The sequence below is a fragment of the Sideroxyarcus emersonii genome (genome assembly GCF_021654335.1).
Taxonomy (GTDB): Bacteria; Pseudomonadota; Gammaproteobacteria; order Burkholderiales; family Gallionellaceae; genus Sideroxyarcus; species Sideroxyarcus emersonii.
This window is the reverse complement of the sequence record NZ_AP023423.1, coordinates 166,069-185,253: the sequence shown is the minus strand read 5'-3', so window position 1 is coordinate 185,253 and position 19,185 is coordinate 166,069. Positions and strand designations below refer to the sequence as shown.

Here is a 19,185-nt window from a genome sequence, read left to right as displayed (position 1 = left end):
TTCATTTCCGTCTGTCATGCGCCCATGCTACCAAACCCGACAACAGTCCGTCATCTCCGGCCCCGGTGACGTATATATGCTGCCAGCCTTGTTGCCGCGCCGCTTCGGCGATGCGCTCATGCCCCAGGAACAGCGGCATCGCCATCAGACCGGCTCGGCCCGACGGCCCGAGCAGTTCCCGCAAGTGCGCCAATGCCTCGCTGCTCGACACGGCAACCGCATGCGGCTGCCTTGCCAGCAGTGCAGCCACGTCCAGCTCGGGTTTGCTGCGCCGGTAACACTCGATATATTCCACCGTCGCTCCTCTGGCCCTGAGCGTATCGCCCAGCAGTTCGCGCCCGCCGTTGCCGCGGAAGATCATCACCCTCCGTCCTGCAACCTGCTGCAGCTCGGGCAGTGCCAGCAGTGCCTCGCTGTCGGAACGACCGGATGGCGCCAGGACCTGGGCGACGCCCTGTTCGTGCAGCGCCCTTGCGCTGCCCTGTCCTACGGTTGCGACCTGCAGCGAGCGAGGCAGCCCGCCTGCCGCGCGTATTGCCTCCATACCGTAATGCACGGCATTCGGGCTGACGAAGATCGCGAGGTCGGTCTGCTGCAGGCGGGATAGCTGTTCGTGCAATGCTTGCGGGTCGCCGACCGGCTCGATCTCCAGCAGGGGGAAAGACAACGGCGTGCCGCCCAGCTGTTCGATCCGCCGAGCCAGGTCGACGGCTTGTGCACGCGGTCGCGTGATGACGATATTCAGTCCGCTTAGCGGAAGGTCAGCCATTCAGTGCGGCCAGGATCTCGCCAGCTCCCTGCCTGAGCAGGTCGCGGGCGACCAGGTCACCCAGCGCCTCCGGCTGCGCGATCTCGCCGCTGTACTCGGCGCGCAGCAGCCGTTTGCCGTCGGGCGTGGCGACGAAACCGCGCATGCGCAGCTTGCCGCCCTGCACTTCGGCAAAGCCGCCCAGCGGCACCTGGCAACTGCCGGCCAGCGCACGGCTCATCGCGCGCTCCGCCAGCACGCAGGCGGCCGTGTCGGCGTGATGCAGCGGCGCCAGCACCGCCTTGAGGTCGGTGCGGTCGGCACGCGTTTCGATGCCGAGCGCGCCCTGCCCCACGGCGGGCAGGCTGTCGTCGGAGGAGATGATGTTGCGGATGCGATTCGCCAGTCCCAGGCGCTTCAACCCTGCCGCGGCCAGGATGATGGCAGCGTATTGGCCTTCGTCCAGCTTGCGCAGGCGGGTCTGCACGTTGCCGCGCAACGGCTCGATCTTCAGGTGCGGGAAACGCGCACGCAACTGGCTTTCGCGGCGCAGGCTGGAGGTGCCGACCACGCTGCCCGCAGGCAGGGCGGCAAGGCTGTCGAAGTTGTTGGAAACGAAGGCGTCGCGCGGATCCTCGCGCTCGCCGATGCAGGCCAGCGCAAAACCCTGCGGCAGGTTCATCGGCACATCCTTGAGCGAATGCACCGCGATATCCGCGCTGCCGTTCTCCAGCGCAGTCTCCAGTTCCTTGACGAACAGTCCCTTGCCGCCGATCTTGGACAGGGTCACATCGAGGATCTGGTCGCCCTGCGTGGTCATGCCCAATATGCTAACCGTCGTTTGCGGGTATAATGCCCGCAGCCTGTCTCGTATGTGTTCTGCTTGCCACATGGCCAATGCGCTTTCGCGCGAAGCGATCACCAGCCGGGCTGGGGGAACAAGAGAAGCCTGATTCATCGGGTTTTCCTAATATTTGTGGCTAATTATTTGCGGTAAATGCGCGGCGCATTCTAACAGGTGCGCCGCGCTTTTGCGCCGACGACACATAGAAGAAAATGAACCTGATCTCCGCACCTGCCGATATCTCCAGCAAAGACCTGCCTCTGCGCGATGACGTGCGCCTGTTGGGTCGCATCTTGGGAGACACTTTGCGCGAGCAGGAAGGCGAAGAGACCTTCCAGCTGGTCGAGAACGTGCGCCGCGCCGCGGTGCGTTTCCGCAAGACCCAGGACGAGCGCGACGGCGAAGTGCTGGAGAAGATGCTGGACGCGCTCTCGCCCACCGAGACGCTTGCCGTGGTGCGTGCCTTCAGCTATTTCTCGCAGCTCACCAACATCGCCGAAGACCTGCACCACAATCGCCGCCACCGCGCCCATCTCAAGGCCGGCACCGCCCCCAAGGACGGTTCCCTGCAGCTGGCACTGGACCGGCTGGAAGAAAAGAAGATCGACAAGGATACGCTGCAGGCATTCCTGGACAATGCGCTGGTCTCTCCCGTGCTGACCGCCCATCCTACCGAAGTGCAGCGCAAGAGCATCCTCGACTGCCAGCTGATCATTTCCAGCCTGCTCTCCAGCCGCGACCGCGTCGACATGACCCCGGACGACCTGGCCGAGAACGAGGAAGCCCTGCACCGCTTCGTGCTGATCCTGTGGCAGACGCGCATGCTGCGCACCTCCAAGCTGAACGTGCGCGACGAGATCCGCAACGGACTGGAGTATTACCGCTACACCTTCCTGGCCGAGATCCCCAAGCTGTATGCGAACCTGGAAAAGCAGCTGGAGTCGCGCTTCGACAAGGACATCAAGGTTCCGCCCATTCTGCGCGTGGGCAGCTGGATCGGCGGCGACCGCGACGGCAACCCGTTCGTGACACACGACGTGATGTCGGACGCAGTGCAACAGCATTCCGCACTGGCGTTCGAGTACTACCTGAACGAGACCCACCTGCTCGGCACCCGCCTGAGCCTGACCGACCGCCTGGTCGAGGTCACTCCCGAACTGCGCAAGCTTTCGGATGCCTCGCCGGACAAATCCCCCGCGCGCGCCGATGAACCCTACCGGCGTGCACTGATCCTGATCTATTCCCGCCTGTCGGCCACCGCCCGGCACCTTGGCCACGAGCTGTCGCGCCTGCGCCCGGTTGATCCGCACGCCAAGCCTTATGCGTCCTCGCAGGAATTCATCGCCGATCTGGATGTGCTGATCGAATCGCTGTTCAAGCATGGCGCGGTCTACCTGGCGCGCGGCCGTCTGGCCAACCTGCGTCGCGCCGCCGAGCTGTTCGGTTTCTATCTGGCACCGCTGGACATGCGCCAGCACAGCGCCATCCTCGAACAAACCGTGGCGGAACTGTTCTCGCACAGTTCCGGCAAGGCGAACTACGCCGACCTGGATGAATCTGCAAAGCGCGAGGTTCTGCTGGATGCCTTGCAGGCAGGCAAACTCTTGCTGACCGACATCGAGCGCTATTCCGCCGTTCCGCAAAGCGAGCTGCGCATCATGCAGGCCGCCGCCGATATCCACCGCCGCTACGGCCACGGCGCCCTGCCCAACCACATCATCTCCAAGGCCGATGCGGTGAGCGACGTGCTGGAAGTCGCGCTGATGCTGCAGCAGGTCGGTTTGCTGCAGGATGGCGAGACCCTGCACGTCAACATCATCCCGCTGTTCGAGACCATCGAAGACCTGCGCGGCGGCGCTGCCATCATGGACGCACTGTTCTCCATCCCGTGGTACCGCAAGCTGCTGGCCAGCCGCAACAGCACGCAGGAAGTGATGCTCGGCTACTCCGACAGCAACAAGGACGGCGGCTACCTCACCGCCAACTGGGAACTGTACAAGGCGGAAGTGGAACTGGTGAAAGTGTTCGAGAAGCACGGCATCGAACTGCGCCTGTTCCATGGCCGCGGCGGCACCGTCGGGCGCGGCGGCGGCCCCAGCTACGACGCGATCCTGGCGCAACCGCCCGGCAGCGTGAACGGCCAGATCCGCATCACCGAGCAGGGTGAAGTGATCGCCAGCAAATATTCCAACCCGGAGATCGGCCGCCGCAATCTGGAGACGCTGATCGCCGCGACGCTCGAAGCCACCCTGCTGCACCATCACGGCGCCGACAGCACCATGCCGGAATATCACCGCATCATGGAGGCGCTGAGCCTCGATGCCTTCGCCGCTTATCGCAAGCTGGTGTACGAAACCCCGGGTTTCAACGATTACTTCTTTACCGCCACGCCGATCCGCGAGATCGCCGAACTCAATATCGGCAGCCGCCCCTCGTCGCGCAAGGCCTCCGACCGCATCGAGGATCTGCGCGCCATTCCCTGGGTGTTCAGCTGGGGCTTGAGCCGCGCCATGCTGCCGGGCTGGTTCGGCTTCGGCAGCGCGGTCAGGCAGTTCATCGAACGCGAAGGCGATGCCGGCCTGCAGCAATTGCAGGCAATGTACAAAAACTGGGCGTTCTTCCGCGGCATGCTGTCGAACATGGACATGGTGCTGTCGAAGAGCGACATGGGTATCGCCTCACGTTACGCGGAACTGGTTGAAGACGTCGAATTGCGCGAGCGCATCTTCGGCGCCATCAACCGCGAGTGGGAGACCACCATCGAGATGCTGTTTGCCATCACCGGCGCCAGCACCCTGCTGCAGGACAACCCCGCATTTGCGCGCAGCCTGCTGACCCGCACGCCTTACATCGACCCGCTCAACCACCTGCAGGTGGCTTTGCTGCAGCGCCATCGTGCCGGCGACAACGATGAAAAGGTCAAGCGCGCCATCCACCTCAGCATCAACGGCATCGCCACCGGATTGCGCAACAGCGGCTGATCGTCAATCTACCGTGGCAAAAAAGAAAGGGAGACTGGTGTCTCCCTTTCTTTTTCACGGTAGCGAAACAGCAGCCGAACCTTTGTTTTTGCCCGGCCCGGACTGCCTTTCCCGCTGCTTACCAGGCCGCTTCCAGCATCAGCAGATACATGTTCTTCAGCGGATTGGCCACGTTCGTCGCACTGCCGCTGTACTTGACGTAGTTCGCATGCAGCGCCACGTTCTGGAACAGATCGTACACCGCCGACACGTTGACCGCATTGTCGCCTTCGAAGCCGCGCACACCGCCATTGTCAGCCTTGCGGTATGCGATACCCAATGACAGCGCATGCGGGATCACGCCGAACTCCGCACCCAGCGTTGTCGCCTTGCGGTCGAATGCACCGGTATTGTGTACGCAGTTCGCAGCGAGAACGGCTGCACTGCAAACTGGCGCTTTGGCGTTCTGGAAGTAGATGCCCGTTTCCATTCCGGCGATCTCGCCCTGCGCTTGCAGGTCGATGAAGGTCTGCCTTGCTTCGACTTGCGCCTGGGCCAGGTTGCCATATGAAGTACCGCTTTCCTTGCCCACGCCGGCCACGAAATCAAAACCGCCGAAGCTGGGAGTCATGGCTGCGCGGATATAGCGCTGCCCGTAGTTGGTGGAAGCTACCGCACCGCCGTTCGCACCGGGCGCGAACGAAGAGGACCACAGGGTGTAATTGACGAAGAACAGGTCGTTCTGCACCACGAATGCGTGGCCGGATGCCGCGCCGGCACCGTAGCCTGTAGCCGAACCGAACATCGCGCCGCCGCGGTCCGCGTTATATTGCACAGCCGAGGTTTCCCGGCGGTTCTCCGACCAGCGGTTTGCGCGCGCCAGGCCGCCGCTGGACAGTTCGAAGCCGTAGGTCACGCCCAGAGTGTCGGTCGTAAACGGGATCGCCAGGAACTTCATTGCACCTTCGTCTACCACGATGGGGATGCGCAGGCCGGCAACCAGGTTGCCTGCACTGCCGACGTTCGCCACGTTGTTTTCCATCAGGAAGCCGATCTTGATATGGTCTCCTTCAGCCATGCGGCCGCCGAAGAACAGGCTGAACTCGTCGCCCATCTGCCACATGCCGTTAGAATTGGTGGTCGGCGCTGTCTTGCCGGCACCCGCGACGCCTGTCGTGTTGTCCTTCTGGTAACGGTACTTCAGCAGCACGGCCGCGTTCAGCGTATCGGGGAGCGACAGGTTGTCGCCCTCGACCTTGCCTTGTGCGCCCATCATGGTATAGCCGGACGCCTTGAATGCGCGTCCGAAGCTGTTCAGCACCGGGAAGTGCATCGCGTGGCAGGCGTTGCAAGCCATGCCGGTTTGCCGGGCAAATGCCGGCAGTGCCGATGCTTCAGGTGCGAAAATGGATGCTGCCATCACGCCTGTCAGCGACAGTACGATTTTCTTCATTGCGGTTCTCCCCTATCGGATAATTGAGTTGAATGTTTCCAAACCGACACCCTTGTGCTGCTTGGTTTTGATTTCCTGGGTGTACAAATTTAGGGGGCGCATGCTAGCAATCGCACTTTCTCAAAGTCAAGAAAGCGTTAAGCAACAGTTAAATATAAGTTAATTATAAATTGCCAATTTAGCCAGACTGGCAAACAAATCTTGTTGGATGTTGGATATCAATAATTTGTTTTTATTGATTGTTTTATTTTTTCCTGCAAAAAAACAGGGAGGCCGCGGCCTCCCTGAGTGTTGCATTTGCGCAACAGCGAACTCTCTTCCAAATTTACCCGAGTCCAGCTGCCTTGCAGTTACGCATGCTGCATATTGCTCGGACTTCCGCCATCAGAACAGGATCTCCGCCAGCAGCGATGTCGTCGCCTTGCCAAGACCGGTCGCAGCCGCATTCATGGCAGGATTGTAGTGATCGCCGTAGTTGTTGGTGCGGGTCAGGTGCAGTTCGACGTTCTGGGCATATTCATAGATCACGCCGATCATCACCGCATTGTCGGCCAATCCGTCCTGGCCGTTGGTAGCGCGGCGCAACGCAGCGCGTGCGATCAGGTCGAAGCCGACATTCATGTCCATCGCCATGTTCAGGGATTTAGCCTTGAACGCGTTGGCGGCAATCGGCAAGGTACCTTGTCCGAACATGGAACCCACTGGCGCCACACCGTACGACGCATACAGACCGGTGGACATGCCCGCGATCTCGCCCTGTGCCTGCACGTCGAACACGGTGGCGTCATACTTGCCTGCCAGCATGGCCGCCTGTGCCACGTTGAACTGGATCGCGTTGGTATTGCCGTACCAGCGCTGCACGCCCGCTCCCATATCGAAGCCGGCCACGTCGAACAGACCGGCCAGACGGCCGTAGTGCAGCGGCATGTTGCTTGCACCCGCGCCCATCGATTGCGGTGCAACGTCGTAGGCGGAGAAGTTGAAGAAGCCCGTCTCATGCGAGCCGACCAAGGACACCCCGGTCGTGGCATTGTTGGTACCCATCCACTGCGCGGCGGAGTAGGCATTGATATGCGTCTGGCCGATGGCGATCTTGTGTACGTTGACCGCGCCGGTGTTCAGGACCTCGAAGCCGTGTGCCACGCCCTGGCCGTTATTGGTATCCAGCACCAGGCCGACCTTGGCACCTGCCACTTCCGGCATCCACAACAGCTTGGCTGCGCCGGTTGCCGCAGCCGCGCCAACCGTGCTCAGCTCGGACAAGAAGCCCATGTTGTCGGTGATGCGGCCGCCGTAGAACAGCGACAGTTCGCCGCCCGAGGAAGGCAACGACCACTTGCCCTGGGTATTCTGGACTTTTTCATAACCCGCAGTGGTCAACACGCCCATGTTGAGCGTATCGGGGATCGAGACGTTCTCGCCTTCGATCTTGCCCTGCGCGCCCATCAATGTGTAGCCGGAAGACTTGAACGAGCGTCCGAATGCATTCAGCAACGGCGCATGGTTGAAGTGACACCCGCTACAGGCCATGCCGGTTTGACGGGCAAACACGGGCAAGGCCGATGCTTCCGGTGCAAATGCGCCTGCTGCCAACACCCCCGCCAGTGACAGTACGACTTTCTTCATTACGTTTTCTCCTCTTTCGAATAATTGGTTGAACGACACGCTAATTCCCTCGAACCAAAAGGGTATAACCCTTCGATTAACAGGGAGTCGCATGCTATCAACGCGAAAGTTAAGAAAACGTCAAAAGGACGTTAAGCAAAAGTCAATTTGGTGTTTTGGATACACCAATTTATTAATTTATGGTTATTTATTTGTCATATAAGCGTTAACTTATAAGATTGGTATGGTAAAAATATCTGCGGCCAGCCGATATCTCCGCGCAGCAGATTCGGCATTCTAACGCAGAAAGAGCGATTTACTGAGCAATGGATTACCTGCCGTGCAGGATCATCGTCGGGTACGCCCCCAGCCGAAAGACAAGCAGCAAAAAAAATAGGGAGACCGAAGTCTCCCTATGTATTGCTACCACTCATCGCTTTGATGCATCGATCAGCCTCATGTTGCAACCCGCTTCAGGCTCCCCACCTGGCAACAGCTTGCAGGCCTGTTTCGATTCACCTGCACGACGGCAGTTTTATATTTTGTCGTTCTTGTTCGAACACCTTGCAGCAACGATGTACGACTGTTTCCTTGCGCCATCCGCTACGTACTTGCATACGCAGCGGACGAACGGCAATTTAGAACAGGGTGTACAGGTTGATGGCAGTGGTTTGGCTGCCGGTTGCACCGGTAGCGGCTGCAGTCCAGACATCGCCACTCTGCTTCACGTACGACAGACGAGCCAGCATGTTCTGTGCGATCTTGTAGGTCGCGGTCAGATAGATCGCGTTGTCGGATGCATTACCACCAGCCGCAGTTGCAACGCCGGAATTGGCGCGACGGATCGCAGCACCAACCGTGGCGACTTCAGGAATCACACCGATCTCTGCATCGACGTTGAAGGAACTCTTAGTCAGAGTACCTGCGTTGAATGCATTTCCACCAGCGACTGCGGTATCAACCGGAGCTGTTGCGTAGCTGAAGTAGAAACCGGTGGGCATGCCGCCCAGATCGCCTTGCATCTGACCATCAATTGCTGTCGCTTTGGAGCTCTGCATAATAGAAGTACCTGCCGTCACAACGCCAGTGATTGGGTCAGCAGCAGCACCAGTATTATTCAAAGAAGAACCGCTCCAGCTCTGCACACCGATCGCCGAATCCCAGCCAGCCACGTCAAACACAGCAGCCAAGCGAGCATAGGTGGAACCCAGAGATGCACCCTGACCAGTTGCAATGCCGGTCATGTTGAATTTGGTCAGGTTGATGAAACCATGATCGCTGTTGGCCACCAAGGCAATACCGTCAGCAGCCGTTGCGGTGCCGATATATTGCTGCGCAGACACGGCGTTGATGAACTCGTTGCCGCCAGGTGCGGCGCCCAGCGGGTTACCCACGGTGTTGGTGATGGAGTGGATGGCGTTGGCGCCGGTATTCAGGTACTCGAAGCCATAGGATGCGCCCTGACCGTTGGTTGCGAACGGAACCAGACCGGCGCGGATCCCGTCAGCCACTTCCGGCAAGATTGCTGTCTTGGCGGAATCGATTGCAGCGCCCGGTGCCAAGGTGATCTCGGACAGGAAGCCGGCAAAATCGCTGATGCGGCCACCAACGAACAGGGAAGCCTCGCCAGCCACGCCGGGCAGGTAGAACGCGCCATTACCAGCATTATGGCCAGTAGTAGGAGCGGCAACAGGAGTGGAATTGTCCTTCACATAGCCCAGGCTGGTCAGCATGGCCATGTTCAGTTCAGCCGGGATGGACAGGCGGTCGCCTTCGACCTTGGCCTGTGCGCCCATCATGGTGAAGCCGGCGGACTTGAATGCACGACCGAAGCTGTTCAACAGCGGGAAGTGCTGGAAGTGACATGCGGAACAGGCCATGCCGGTTTGACGTGCGAAAACGGGAAGGGCAGATGCTTCTGGTGCAAATGCGGCGGCAGCCATGACGCCTGCCAGTGTCAGTACGACTTTCTTCATTGCGTTTCTCCTCCAGAGATTAAAATGCAGGGATCGAAAACTCCCCGAGCCGGATGCTCACCATGCGCGATTAATGCGAATTACTCGCACAGGTTGCCGTGAATACTAGCAATGGCTTTGTAAAGTCCTTGTAAATCAATAGTTAAATAAGCGTTAATTTGTGTTTATTGCAACAGAATTGTTTTGTCAAGCATTCGGGCCTGGATTGACAGGCGATCCACCCGCCTTTTATCCGCCCGATTGAAGTTCAAGTCTGTTCGCCCTGACCCTTCAGCTATGCCAGGGACAATGATCCGGCACTGACCTGCCGTTACCCACTACACACATCCGTCGTCATTCCGGCGAAGGCCGGAATCCAGTGTGCTTTTGCTGGATACCGACCTTCGCCGGTATGACGCGCCTTTTTAAAATGCGTGCCCGATCAACTTTGAAGGATTATCCGCTCAGGTCGGTGAAAACGCGATTTCGGCCGACGTGCCCTGCCCTTCCTTGCTGTCCAGGGAGATGCGCCAGCCGTAGCGATCGCAGATGCGCTTGACCAGCGACAGGCCGACCCCCGCCCCGGCGCTGGTCGCCCCCTTGTAATAGCGCTCGAGCGCGCGTTCCAGCTCCTCGGGGCGCATGCCGGCGCCGGTGTCGATCACCGTCAGCTTGCCGGATTCGAGCCGCAGCAGCACGGAACCTGTCTCGGTATGGAACAGGGCATTGCGGATCAGGTTGCCGATGACGATTTCGAGCAGCGGGCGTTCGACGATCAGGCTGGGCTGGTCGATCAACTCCACCTCCATGCGGATCGGCCGACCGCCGATCAGGTGCCGGTGTTTCTCGACGCAGGACAGCGCGACATCGGCAACATTGCAGGGTTGTTCATCCCCGCCGTTTTGGTGTTCGCGCGCCATCAGCAGCAGCGCCGAGGTGAGGTCGATCATGTCCTGCGCGGCGCGGCGAATGCGCGAAACGCGTTCTTTCTGCTTGGCCGTCAACGTTCCGTCCTGTTCCAGCAACTCGACCGTGCCCAGCATGATGGCGAGCGGCGTGCGCAACTCGTGGCTGACGTCGGCGGTGAAGTAATTCTCGCGCTCGATGAATTCGCGCAAGCGGCGCAGGTAGCGGTCGAAAGCTCGTGCCAGTTCGCCCACTTCGTCGTTGCTGGTCAGCTTGATCAGCGACAGCTCCAGGTCGCGCGGGCCGGCCTGCCCGACCTGCTTGGCCAGGCGGGTGACCGAGGCGGTGACCCGGCTGGCCAGCCAGAAGCCGCCCGCCGAGGAACTGACGATCATGAACACGGCGAAGATCGCCACGTAGCGGAAGAACTCGGCTTCGTGCAGGTGCTGGTTCTCGGTGTCGAACATCATGAAATAGCGCACGTTGTTCTTGTCGGCGACCAGCACGCGGTAGTCGATCTCGCCGATGCTCAGGTTGTAGCTGCCCGGCTCCAGATTCTCGATCTCGGGCGGGATGTTCTGGCTGTGCGAGGTCCGGGAAACATAGTAGCCCTTGATGGAGACGGTGTTCGGCTCGATGAACACCGGACGCTCGGCGGTCTCGTTGACCTCCTTGCGCATCGCCTCGTCCATGAGGCGATGCCCGATCTCCTCCACCGCCAGGAACACCCAGCCCGACAGCAGGATACTGATGCCCGCGCCGAAGACCGCGTAAAAATACGCGACGCGGAAGCGCAGGCTATTGGTCTGCAGCATCCGGGCTGACCAGCTGGTAACCGAAACCGCGCATCGTCCGCAGCAGCTTGCGCTCGAACGGCTTGTCGATGAGTTCCCTCAGCAGGTGCACGTGGGCACGCAGCGAGTCGCTGTCGGGACGGCCCTCGCCCCACACGACATGCTCGATGTCCTCGCGGTTGACCACCTGGGGGGAGCGCGCCATCAGGATCTCCAGGATCTTGTACGGGATCGGGGGCAGTTCGATGGCCTTGCTGCCGCGCTTCACCGAACAGGTGAAGGGGTCGAGGGTCAGGTCGTCCACCGTCATCTTCTTCTGCTTCTGCGTGTGGTCGCCGCCGCGCCGGAACAGGACGCGCAAGCGCAGTTCCACTTCGCGCAATTCGGCAGGCTTGACCAGGTAGTCGTCCGCGCCCGCCTCCAGCCCGGCGATCTTGTCGTCCAGCGAATCGCGCGCGGTAATCATCAGGATCGGCGTGTCCTTGCCGCCTTCCTCGCGCAGTTTGCGGCACAGCGTGATGCCGTCCATGCCGGGCAGCATCAGGTCGAGCACGATCGCATCGTACTGGTTGACCAGCGCCAGGTGCATGCCGGAGATGCCATCCCCGGCCGCATCGACCACATGCCCTTTCGACTCCAGGAAGTCGAACATGTTGGAAGCAAGGTCACGATTGTCTTCAATGATTAATACGCGCATAAGTTTATTTCCCATATTCTTTAACGACACCCGACTGCCGCCGACTGATCGGCAGTCGCTCCTCCAGCCCCTTTATCTTCATCAACCAGCCGCTTTCGCCTTCTTCGCCGCCTTTCTCGAATCCCGCAATCGCGTTCTTCGCCACCAGGCAGTTGCGGTGGATGCGCACGAAGCGCGCACTGTATTCTTTTTCCAGTGCGGTGAGCGATTCTTCGATGAGATATTCCCGCTCGGCAGTTCGCACTGTAACGTATTTCAATTCGGCACGCAGGTACAGGACCTGGTCGATGGGGATGAGCAATACCCTGCCGCGCTCATGGGCGGACAGGTTGCTGCGCGGTTCCGGCGTGAGTTCCTGCAGCACCTCGGTGCGGATCGGCACCGCATCGCGCGCCCTGGAGATCGCCTCGAACAGGCGTCCCAGGCGGATCGGCTTGAGCAGGTAATCGATGGCGCGCTGCTCGAAAGCCTGGATGGCATAGCTGTCGTAGGCGGTGGTGAAGATGATGACCGGGGGATGGTCGAGCTTGTTCAGGTGGCGCGCCAGCTCGATGCCGTCCATCTGCGGCATGCGGATATCCACCAGCACGACTTCGGCGGGCGTCTCGGCCAGCATCTCCAGCGCGTCGCGCCCGTTGCCCGCTTCGCCCACCAGCTGCAGCGGAAATTGCGACTCGCAGTCGGCCAGCAGTTCCTTGAGGCGGCTGCGCGCCGGCGCCTCGTCATCCACGATGAAGACGGTGAGCGGCAGGGTGACGGTGTCGTTCATGTTGCCTACCCTTTCACGTAGGGAAAAAGAATGTGGACCTGGTAGCGGTTCTCGTCGCGCTCCACCCGGTATTGCGCTTCGACATCGAACAGCAGGGCCAGCCGCTCGCGGATGTTGGACAGCGCCATCTTGTTGCCCGCAATGCGGGGCGGCAACTGTCCTTGCACCGGATTGACCACTTCCAGATGCAGGTGCCCGTCGTCCCGGTACAGCCTGACCTCGATGGTGCCGCCTTCGGTGAGCGGTTCGATGCCGTGATAGACGGCGTTCTCCAGCAGCGGCTGCAGGATCAGTGGCGGAATGAGTGCATCCGGCGGCATGTCCTGCGTGTCCCAGCGTACCTTCAGGCGCTCGCCGAGACGCAATTCTTCAATCGCCAGGTACTGCCGCGCAAGCGCCACTTCCTTGCCCAGCGGCACCAGTTCGTGCTGCTCGGACATCGCCACCCGGAACAGGTCGGCCATGTCTTCCAGCGCCGTCTCGGCCCGCCTGGGATCGGCCCGCACGATGCTCAGCACGGCATTGATGGTGTTGAACAGGAAGTGCGGGCGGATGCGCGCCTGCAAGGCCTGCAGCCGTGCTTCCTGGCGCGCCGGCGAAAGCGCCAGTGCACGCAGGTGGAAATAGGACAGCAATATCGCGGAGAACGCGATGCCGAGCAGCGCGTGGCGCAGGTAACGGAAACCGGCACTGTCGTCGGCATCGGCAAACAGGTCGCCGCCCAGCATGTCTATCGATGCCGTGGCAACGGCGATCAGCGCCAGCACGGCCAATGCGGCGTGCCAGTACTGGAGCTTCGCCAGCACGGGATTGAAGCCGTACAGCAACAGCAGGCCCGTCAGCAAGGCCGGCTGCAGCAGCGCGGAACCTTGCAACAGGCTGCCCTGCAACGCGGCGAACGAGGTGGCTTGCGCAGCGGCGCCAAGCAGCGCGATGCCGTTGACCAGCAGGATGATGCGCAGCATCGTGCCCAGGTTGCGGAAGTCGGGCAACAGCTTGGGCGCAATGTTTTGATTTATACTGCGTGTCTCCGGCATTTTGACCTTTCAAGTGCCGCACATTCTGGACAAGACATGGCAACGATGCAAGACAATCAGACCTGGTCGGGGCGCTTCAACGAGCCCGTGGCAGAGTTGGTGAAACGTTATACGGCCTCGGTGGATTTCGACAAGCGCCTGGCCTTGTTCGATATCCGGGGCTCCCTGGCGCATGCGCAGATGCTCGCGGCCTGCGGCATCATCAGCGTGCAGGACCTGAACGACATCCAGCGCGGACTGGCGCAGATCGAGAACGAGATCATCGAAGGCGATTTCGTCTGGCAGCTGGACCTGGAAGACGTGCACCTCAACATCGAGAAACGCCTGACCACCCTGGTCGGCGATGCCGGCAAGCGCCTGCATACCGGACGCTCGCGCAACGACCAGGTGGCGACGGACATCCGCTTGTACCTGCGCAGCGCCATCGACGACATCGTCGCGCTGCTCAAGGGCCTGCAGGCTGCCCTGCTGGACCTGGCGCAACACCATACGCACACCATCATGCCCGGCTTCACCCATCTGCAGGTCGCGCAGCCGGTTAGCTTCGCCCATCACCTGATGGCCTATTTCGAGATGTGCCAGCGCGACGTGGAACGCTTCACCGATGCGCGCCGCCGCGTCAACCGCCTGCCGCTCGGCGCCGCCGCGCTGGCGGGAACCAGCTATCCGATCAAGCGCGAGATGGTGGCCGAACTGCTGGGCTTCGAAGCGGTATGCCATAACTCGCTGGATGCCGTGTCGGACCGCGATTTCGCCATCGAATTCACCGCCGCATCTGCGCTGACCATGACGCATCTGTCGCGCCTGTCGGAAGAACTGATCCTGTGGATGAGTCCGCGCTTCGGTTTCATCGACATCGCGGACCGCTTCTGCACCGGCTCTTCCATCATGCCGCAAAAGAAGAATCCCGACGTGCCCGAACTGGTGCGCGGCAAGACCGGGCGCGTGAACGGCCACCTGGTCGCGCTGCTCACGCTGATGAAGGGCCAGCCACTGGCCTACAACAAGGACAACCAGGAAGACAAGGAACCGCTGTTCGACACCGTGGACACGCTGACCCAGACCTTGCGCATCTACGCCGACATGATCGGCGGCATCAAGGTCAAACCGGAAGCGATGCGCCGCGCGGCACTGCAGGGCTACGCCACGGCGACCGACCTGGCCGACTATCTGGTGAAGAAGGGATTGCCGTTCCGCGATGCGCACGAGGCAGTGGCGCTGGCGGTGCGTTTCGCCGAACAGCGCAATGCCGATCTGTCCGACCTCAAGCTGGAAGAACTGCAACAGTTCTCGGCGCTGATCGGGGACGATATCTACGGCGTGCTGACGCTGGAAGGCTCGCTCGCGGCGCGCAACCATACCGGCGGGACCGCACCGCAACAGGTGGAAGCGGCCATCGCGCGGGCGCGCAGGCTGCTCTGAGCATACGACTCGTCCGCCAGGCCACGGCAGCGGCCTGGGTGCGGCATCCTCCCAAACCTGGACACGGGCAAAAAAACGGGCCACCTTGCGATGGCCCAGAATAGGAGGAGAGTATGAAAGGTTGAGTCAATTGCGACTCAAAGCTCTAACAACTCAGATGGCATTCTAGGAGTCGGTATGCGTGTTGCCTATATGCCAAACGGCCTATATAACGGCCTATACCCATTCTCCTTGTCGGCAATAGGCTTATCAATAAAAACCGATTGATTCTCAAAGAGATTTCAACAGTTTTCCGCCGCTCACCCGCTCTATCCCGGCCATGTCCGTGGCCGAAAAAACCTCGATAAAGCCGCGCTGTTCCAGCAAGGTGCGCACCGCACCAGCCTGATCGTAGCCATGTTCCAGCAACAGCCAGGACGCATCCTCAAGAAACCGGCCGGCCTGGCCGACGATTCTGCGGATATCGTCCAGCCCGTCAGCCCCCGCGGCCAGGGCGGATGCAGGCTCGAAACGCAGATCGCCTTGCGCCAGGTGCTCATCGCCTGCCGCCACATAGGGCGGATTCGACACGATCAGGCCATAGCGCTTGCCTGCCAGTGCCGCAAACCAGTCGCTGTGCACCAGATCGACATTGCGTATCCCCAGCCGCAGCGCATTCTCGCGCGCCACCGCCAGCGCGGCGGCCGAGGCATCCACTGCGGTGACTTCCGCTTCGGGCCTCGCATGGGCAAGGGCGAGGGCAATCGCACCGCTGCCGGTGCCGAGATCGAGCACCCGGAAACGGCCATGCACCGGTATGCGCTGCAGCGCCAGTTCCACCAGCAATTCAGTGTCCGGGCGCGGGATGAGGGTGTCGGGGGTGACCTTGAGATTCAGCCCGAAGAATTCGCGCGTGCCCAGGATGTGCGCGATGGGTTCGCCGCGCAAGCGCCGCTGCAGCATGCCGTCATAGGTCGCCTGCTGCGCCGCGGTCAGCACCTGTTCCGGATGCGCCAGCAGATAGGAGCGGGGAACCGCCAGGGCTTGTTGCAGCAGGGATTGCACCTCGATGCGCGCCGTCGCCGCGCCCAGGTCGAGCGTTGTATTCAGGTGTGGAACATCGGACTGCAGTGTGTCCAGGATGCTGCGCAAGGCATCAGCTCTCTTCCGCCAGGGCTGCCAGCTGTTCTGCCTGATGCTCGGCCATCAGCGCATTGGTGAGCTCGCTGATGTCGCCATCCATGATCTGGTCCATCTTGTACAGCGTGAGGTTGATGCGATGGTCGGTGACGCGGCCCTGCGGGAAGTTGTAAGTGCGGATGCGCTCGGAACGGTCGCCGCTTCCCACCAGCGATTTGCGCTCGGCGGCGATCTTGCTGTGCGCTTCCTGTTCCTGCTTGTCCTTGATACGCGCGGCCAGCACGCGCATGGCCTGTGCCTTGTTCTGGTGCTGCGAGCGTCCATCCTGGCATTCGACCACGGTGCCGGTAGGCAAGTGGGTGATGCGCACGGCGGAATCGGTCTTGTTGATGTGCTGCCCGCCGGCGCCGCTGGCGCGGAACGTATCGATGCGCAGGTCGGCGGGATTGAGCTCCACTTCGCCCACTTCGTCCGCCTCCGGCAGGATGGCGACGGTGCAGGCGGAGGTGTGGATGCGGCCTTGCGTTTCGGTGGCGGGAACCCGCTGCACGCGATGCGCGCCGGACTCGAATTTCAGCACGGAATAGGCGCCCTGGCCGATGATCCTGGCGATGACTTCCTTGTAGCCGCCCATCTCGCCGGGGCTCTCGGAGATGATCTCGACCTGCCAGCGGCGGCGCTCGGCAAAGCGCACATACATGCGGAAGATATCGCCGGCGAAGATTGCCGCCTCGTCGCCGCCCGTGCCGGCGCGCACTTCGAGGAACACGTTGCGCTCGTCGTTCGGATCCTTGGGCAAAAGCTGTTTCTGCAGCTCGACCTCGAATTGCTCCAGGCGCTCGCGCCCCGCCTTGATCTCCGCGTCGGCAAATTCCCGCATTTCGGGATCGCCGGCCATTTCCTGCGCCGTGGCGATGTCCGCCTCGCAGGCCTGCCAAGCGTGGTACAGCTCGACCACCGGTTCGATCTCGGCGCGTTCGCGGTTCAGCTTGCGGAAGGCATCCATGTCGCGCGTGGCATCTTCGCTGCTGAGCAAGCGGTTGACCTCGTCCAACCGCTCACTGAGTTGGGCGAGTTTGGATGCGATGCTCGGTTTCATTCGGGGGAATGCAGGTGGTAGATACGGTGTACCGCGTCCAGGATCGCTTCGCGTTCGTTCGCCGACGCATGGTTCAACGCCTGGGTCGGTGCGTGCAGGAATTTATTGGTAAGCGATGCGCTCAGCAGCTCCAACACTTTCTCCGGGTTTTCGCCTTTGGCCAGCATGCGCATGGCCTTTTCCATTTCGCTGCGCCGCTGCCGTTCCGCATGATCGCGCAGCGCGCGGATCGTCGGAACCACTTCGCGGGATTCCATCCAGTGGATGAATTCGTTGACGCCGGAGTCGATGATGACCTCGGCCTCTTTCACCGCCCCCTGGCGCGCATCCAGGCCGTCGCGCACCACGTCGGACAGGTCGTCCACGCTGTAGAGGAACACGTCGCTCAGTTCCGCGACTTCCTTTTCCACGTCGCGCGGCACGGCCAGATCGACGATGAACAGGGGACGATGCTTGCGCGCCTTGAGCGCCCGCTCGACCATGCCCTTGCCCAGGATCGGCAGGGGACTGGCGGTACAAGTGACGACGATGTCGTGCTGCGCCAGTTGTTCGGGGAGTTCGTTCAGCGTGATGGCGTGACCGTTGATGCGCCGCGCCAGGACTTGCGCGCGCTCCAGGGTGCGGTTGGCGACGGTGATGTGTTTGGGGTTGCGGGCGGCAAAGTGCACCGCATTCAGTTCGATCATCTCGCCCGCGCCGATGAACAGGACGCGCTGATCGCTGATGCTGGGATAGATGCGCTCGGCGAGCTTGACTGCCGCCGCTGCCATGGAAACGAGGTTGGCGCCGATCTCGGTCTGCGTACGCACATCCTTGGCCACCGAGAAGGTGCGCTGGAACAGCTTGTGCAGCAGGAAACCCAGCGTGCCGGCCTGCTCCGCCTGCCGCACCGCCTGCTTCATCTGGCCCAGGATCTGCGGCTCGCCCAGCACCATGGAATCCAGCCCGCTGGCAACGCGGAAAGCATGTTTGACCGCCTGTTCCTGCGGCAGGCGATAGATATAGGGTTCTATCTCGGCGACCGGCAGATGATGATAGTCGGCCAGCCAGCCGACCGCCTGGGCGGGGGCTGTGGTGCTGCAGTAGATCTCGGTGCGGTTGCAGGTGGACAGGATGGTCGCTTCCTTCGCCGCACCATTGCCTACCAGGTCGCGCAGCGCGTCATCCAGCGTCTCGGCATTGAACGCGATCTGCTCGCGCACGGCGAGCGGCGCGGTCTGATGGTTGATGCCAAAAGTTAATAACTGCATGGGAATGAACGACTATCCGGTTTCGCAAGGAGGCGGATTATAGAGTCTGGACGACCCGAACACCAGCCGACCCGCTTGCTACGCCTGACGGGACTATTTCTTCGCCTGCAACTGGGCCAGGGCCTGTTCCGCATCGGGCCGCAGGCGGCTGTCGGGGTGACTCTTCACGAAATCGGCGAATCCGGCCTGGGCCCCCGGTATGTCGCCCGCATCGTACAAGGCGAGCGCCTTCTTGAACGCGGCCAATTCCTCTTCTTCTACGGGCTGGGTATTGGCCTCGCCTTTCCAGTAGACGTCGTCCGCATCCGCCAGCGAACCGCGCACGCCCCCGACTGCCGTTGTCGTGGTGATCTTCTTCCTCGGGGTCAGCAGTTCGATCTTCCGGCGCAAGCGTTCCCACAGCGAACCGCCGTCCTGTTTGTCGTCGGCGCTGTAGGCCGGTGCAGCAAGCACGGTCCCCAGCAATGCGATCGCGATCATCCTTTTCATGTGAATCTCCTCACTTTAAGTACGGCCATTGACGCAAC

Annotated in this window: 15 protein-coding genes; 2 read left to right on the top strand and 13 right to left on the bottom strand. The window is 61.3% G+C overall.

All coding sequences use genetic code 11. The features are described 5' to 3' along the window. Position 1: 1 nt before the first annotated feature. Positions 2 to 769 (bottom strand): uroporphyrinogen-III synthase, encoded by a 768-nt coding sequence (locus L6418_RS00830; RefSeq protein ID WP_237247592.1) that lies wholly within the window; start codon positions 767 to 769, stop codon positions 2 to 4. Further along, positions 762 to 1,706, bottom strand: a complete 945-nt coding sequence (gene hemC, locus L6418_RS00825) for a hydroxymethylbilane synthase (protein WP_237247591.1) — start codon at positions 1,704 to 1,706, stop codon at positions 762 to 764. Before hemC ends, L6418_RS00830 begins: the two co-directional genes overlap by 8 nt. A gap of 98 nt (positions 1,707 to 1,804) precedes the next feature. On the opposite strand from hemC, the gene ppc reads away from it, so the two are divergent. Beyond that, on the top strand, positions 1,805 to 4,573 hold the full coding sequence (ppc, locus tag L6418_RS00820) for a phosphoenolpyruvate carboxylase (protein WP_237247590.1): 2,769 nt from the start codon (positions 1,805 to 1,807) through the stop codon (positions 4,571 to 4,573). Between the two features lie 118 nt (positions 4,574 to 4,691). Here ppc and L6418_RS00815 read toward each other — a convergent pair whose 3' ends face one another. The 7 genes from L6418_RS00815 to L6418_RS00785 form a co-directional block, all read right to left on the bottom strand. Next, positions 4,692 to 6,005 (bottom strand): hypothetical protein, encoded by a 1,314-nt coding sequence (locus tag L6418_RS00815; protein ID WP_237247589.1) that lies wholly within the window; start codon positions 6,003 to 6,005, stop codon positions 4,692 to 4,694. Positions 6,006 to 6,389: 384 nt separating this feature from the next. Beyond that, positions 6,390 to 7,631 (bottom strand): hypothetical protein, encoded by a 1,242-nt coding sequence (locus L6418_RS00810; RefSeq protein ID WP_237247588.1) that lies wholly within the window; start codon positions 7,629 to 7,631, stop codon positions 6,390 to 6,392. 617 nt (positions 7,632 to 8,248) lie between these two features. Further along, a complete protein-coding gene (locus L6418_RS00805; protein WP_237247587.1) occupies positions 8,249 to 9,586 on the bottom strand; it encodes a hypothetical protein in 1,338 nt (445 codons plus the stop codon). A gap of 443 nt (positions 9,587 to 10,029) precedes the next feature. Next, a complete protein-coding gene (locus L6418_RS00800; RefSeq protein WP_237247586.1) occupies positions 10,030 to 11,286 on the bottom strand; it encodes a HAMP domain-containing sensor histidine kinase in 1,257 nt (418 codons plus the stop codon). Then, on the bottom strand, positions 11,270 to 11,962 hold the full coding sequence (locus L6418_RS00795; RefSeq protein ID WP_237247585.1) for a response regulator transcription factor: 693 nt from the start codon (positions 11,960 to 11,962) through the stop codon (positions 11,270 to 11,272). The genes L6418_RS00800 and L6418_RS00795 overlap by 17 nt, the downstream gene beginning before the upstream one ends. A gap of 4 nt (positions 11,963 to 11,966) precedes the next feature. Beyond that, on the bottom strand, positions 11,967 to 12,731 hold the full coding sequence (locus tag L6418_RS00790; RefSeq protein ID WP_237247584.1) for a LytTR family DNA-binding domain-containing protein: 765 nt from the start codon (positions 12,729 to 12,731) through the stop codon (positions 11,967 to 11,969). Between the two features lie 5 nt (positions 12,732 to 12,736). Then, a complete protein-coding gene (locus L6418_RS00785; protein WP_237247583.1) occupies positions 12,737 to 13,768 on the bottom strand; it encodes a sensor histidine kinase in 1,032 nt (343 codons plus the stop codon). 36 nt (positions 13,769 to 13,804) lie between these two features. On the opposite strand from L6418_RS00785, the gene argH reads away from it, so the two are divergent. Then, positions 13,805 to 15,190 carry an argininosuccinate lyase gene (gene argH, locus L6418_RS00780; RefSeq protein WP_237247582.1) on the top strand — a complete coding sequence of 462 codons (1,386 nt, stop codon included), beginning with the start codon at positions 13,805 to 13,807 and terminating at the stop codon, positions 15,188 to 15,190. 270 nt (positions 15,191 to 15,460) lie between these two features. On the opposite strand, the gene prmC is transcribed toward argH, so the two are convergent. From prmC to L6418_RS00760, 4 genes are all read right to left on the bottom strand, one after another. Continuing rightward, entirely contained in the window at positions 15,461 to 16,321 is an 861-nt protein-coding gene (gene prmC / locus L6418_RS00775; protein WP_237247581.1) for a peptide chain release factor N(5)-glutamine methyltransferase, read from the bottom strand. 4 nt (positions 16,322 to 16,325) lie between these two features. Then, complete coding sequence (gene prfA / locus L6418_RS00770) at positions 16,326 to 17,408, bottom strand: peptide chain release factor 1 (RefSeq protein ID WP_237247580.1); 1,083 nt, start codon at positions 17,406 to 17,408, stop codon at positions 16,326 to 16,328. Then, entirely contained in the window at positions 17,405 to 18,658 is a 1,254-nt protein-coding gene (hemA, locus tag L6418_RS00765) for a glutamyl-tRNA reductase (RefSeq protein ID WP_237247579.1), read from the bottom strand. The genes prfA and hemA overlap by 4 nt, the downstream gene beginning before the upstream one ends. Before the next feature lie 93 nt (positions 18,659 to 18,751). Continuing rightward, the gene (locus L6418_RS00760; protein ID WP_237247578.1) at positions 18,752 to 19,147 is read right to left on the bottom strand and encodes a hypothetical protein; all 396 of its coding nucleotides are present in this window, start codon (positions 19,145 to 19,147) and stop codon (positions 18,752 to 18,754) included. Positions 19,148 to 19,185: the final 38 nt, after the last annotated feature.

Coding starts and splice junctions, on each gene's coding strand:
- L6418_RS00760 (WP_237247578.1), bottom strand. CDS start 19,147: ATGAAAAGGATGATCGCGATCGCATTGCTGGGGACCGTGCTTGCTGCA.
- L6418_RS00815 (WP_237247589.1), bottom strand. CDS start 6,005: ATGAAGAAAATCGTACTGTCGCTGACAGGCGTGATGGCAGCATCCATT.
- L6418_RS00790 (WP_237247584.1), bottom strand. CDS start 12,731: ATGAACGACACCGTCACCCTGCCGCTCACCGTCTTCATCGTGGATGAC.
- argH (WP_237247582.1), top strand. CDS start 13,805: ATGGCAACGATGCAAGACAATCAGACCTGGTCGGGGCGCTTCAACGAG.
- L6418_RS00810 (WP_237247588.1), bottom strand. CDS start 7,631: ATGAAGAAAGTCGTACTGTCACTGGCGGGGGTGTTGGCAGCAGGCGCA.
- L6418_RS00795 (WP_237247585.1), bottom strand. CDS start 11,962: ATGCGCGTATTAATCATTGAAGACAATCGTGACCTTGCTTCCAACATG.
- L6418_RS00785 (WP_237247583.1), bottom strand. CDS start 13,768: ATGCCGGAGACACGCAGTATAAATCAAAACATTGCGCCCAAGCTGTTG.
- hemA (WP_237247579.1), bottom strand. CDS start 18,658: ATGCAGTTATTAACTTTTGGCATCAACCATCAGACCGCGCCGCTCGCC.
- L6418_RS00830 (WP_237247592.1), bottom strand. CDS start 769: ATGGCTGACCTTCCGCTAAGCGGACTGAATATCGTCATCACGCGACCG.
- prfA (WP_237247580.1), bottom strand. CDS start 17,408: ATGAAACCGAGCATCGCATCCAAACTCGCCCAACTCAGTGAGCGGTTG.
- ppc (WP_237247590.1), top strand. CDS start 1,805: ATGAACCTGATCTCCGCACCTGCCGATATCTCCAGCAAAGACCTGCCT.
- hemC (WP_237247591.1), bottom strand. CDS start 1,706: ATGAATCAGGCTTCTCTTGTTCCCCCAGCCCGGCTGGTGATCGCTTCG.
- L6418_RS00800 (WP_237247586.1), bottom strand. CDS start 11,286: ATGCTGCAGACCAATAGCCTGCGCTTCCGCGTCGCGTATTTTTACGCG.
- L6418_RS00805 (WP_237247587.1), bottom strand. CDS start 9,586: ATGAAGAAAGTCGTACTGACACTGGCAGGCGTCATGGCTGCCGCCGCA.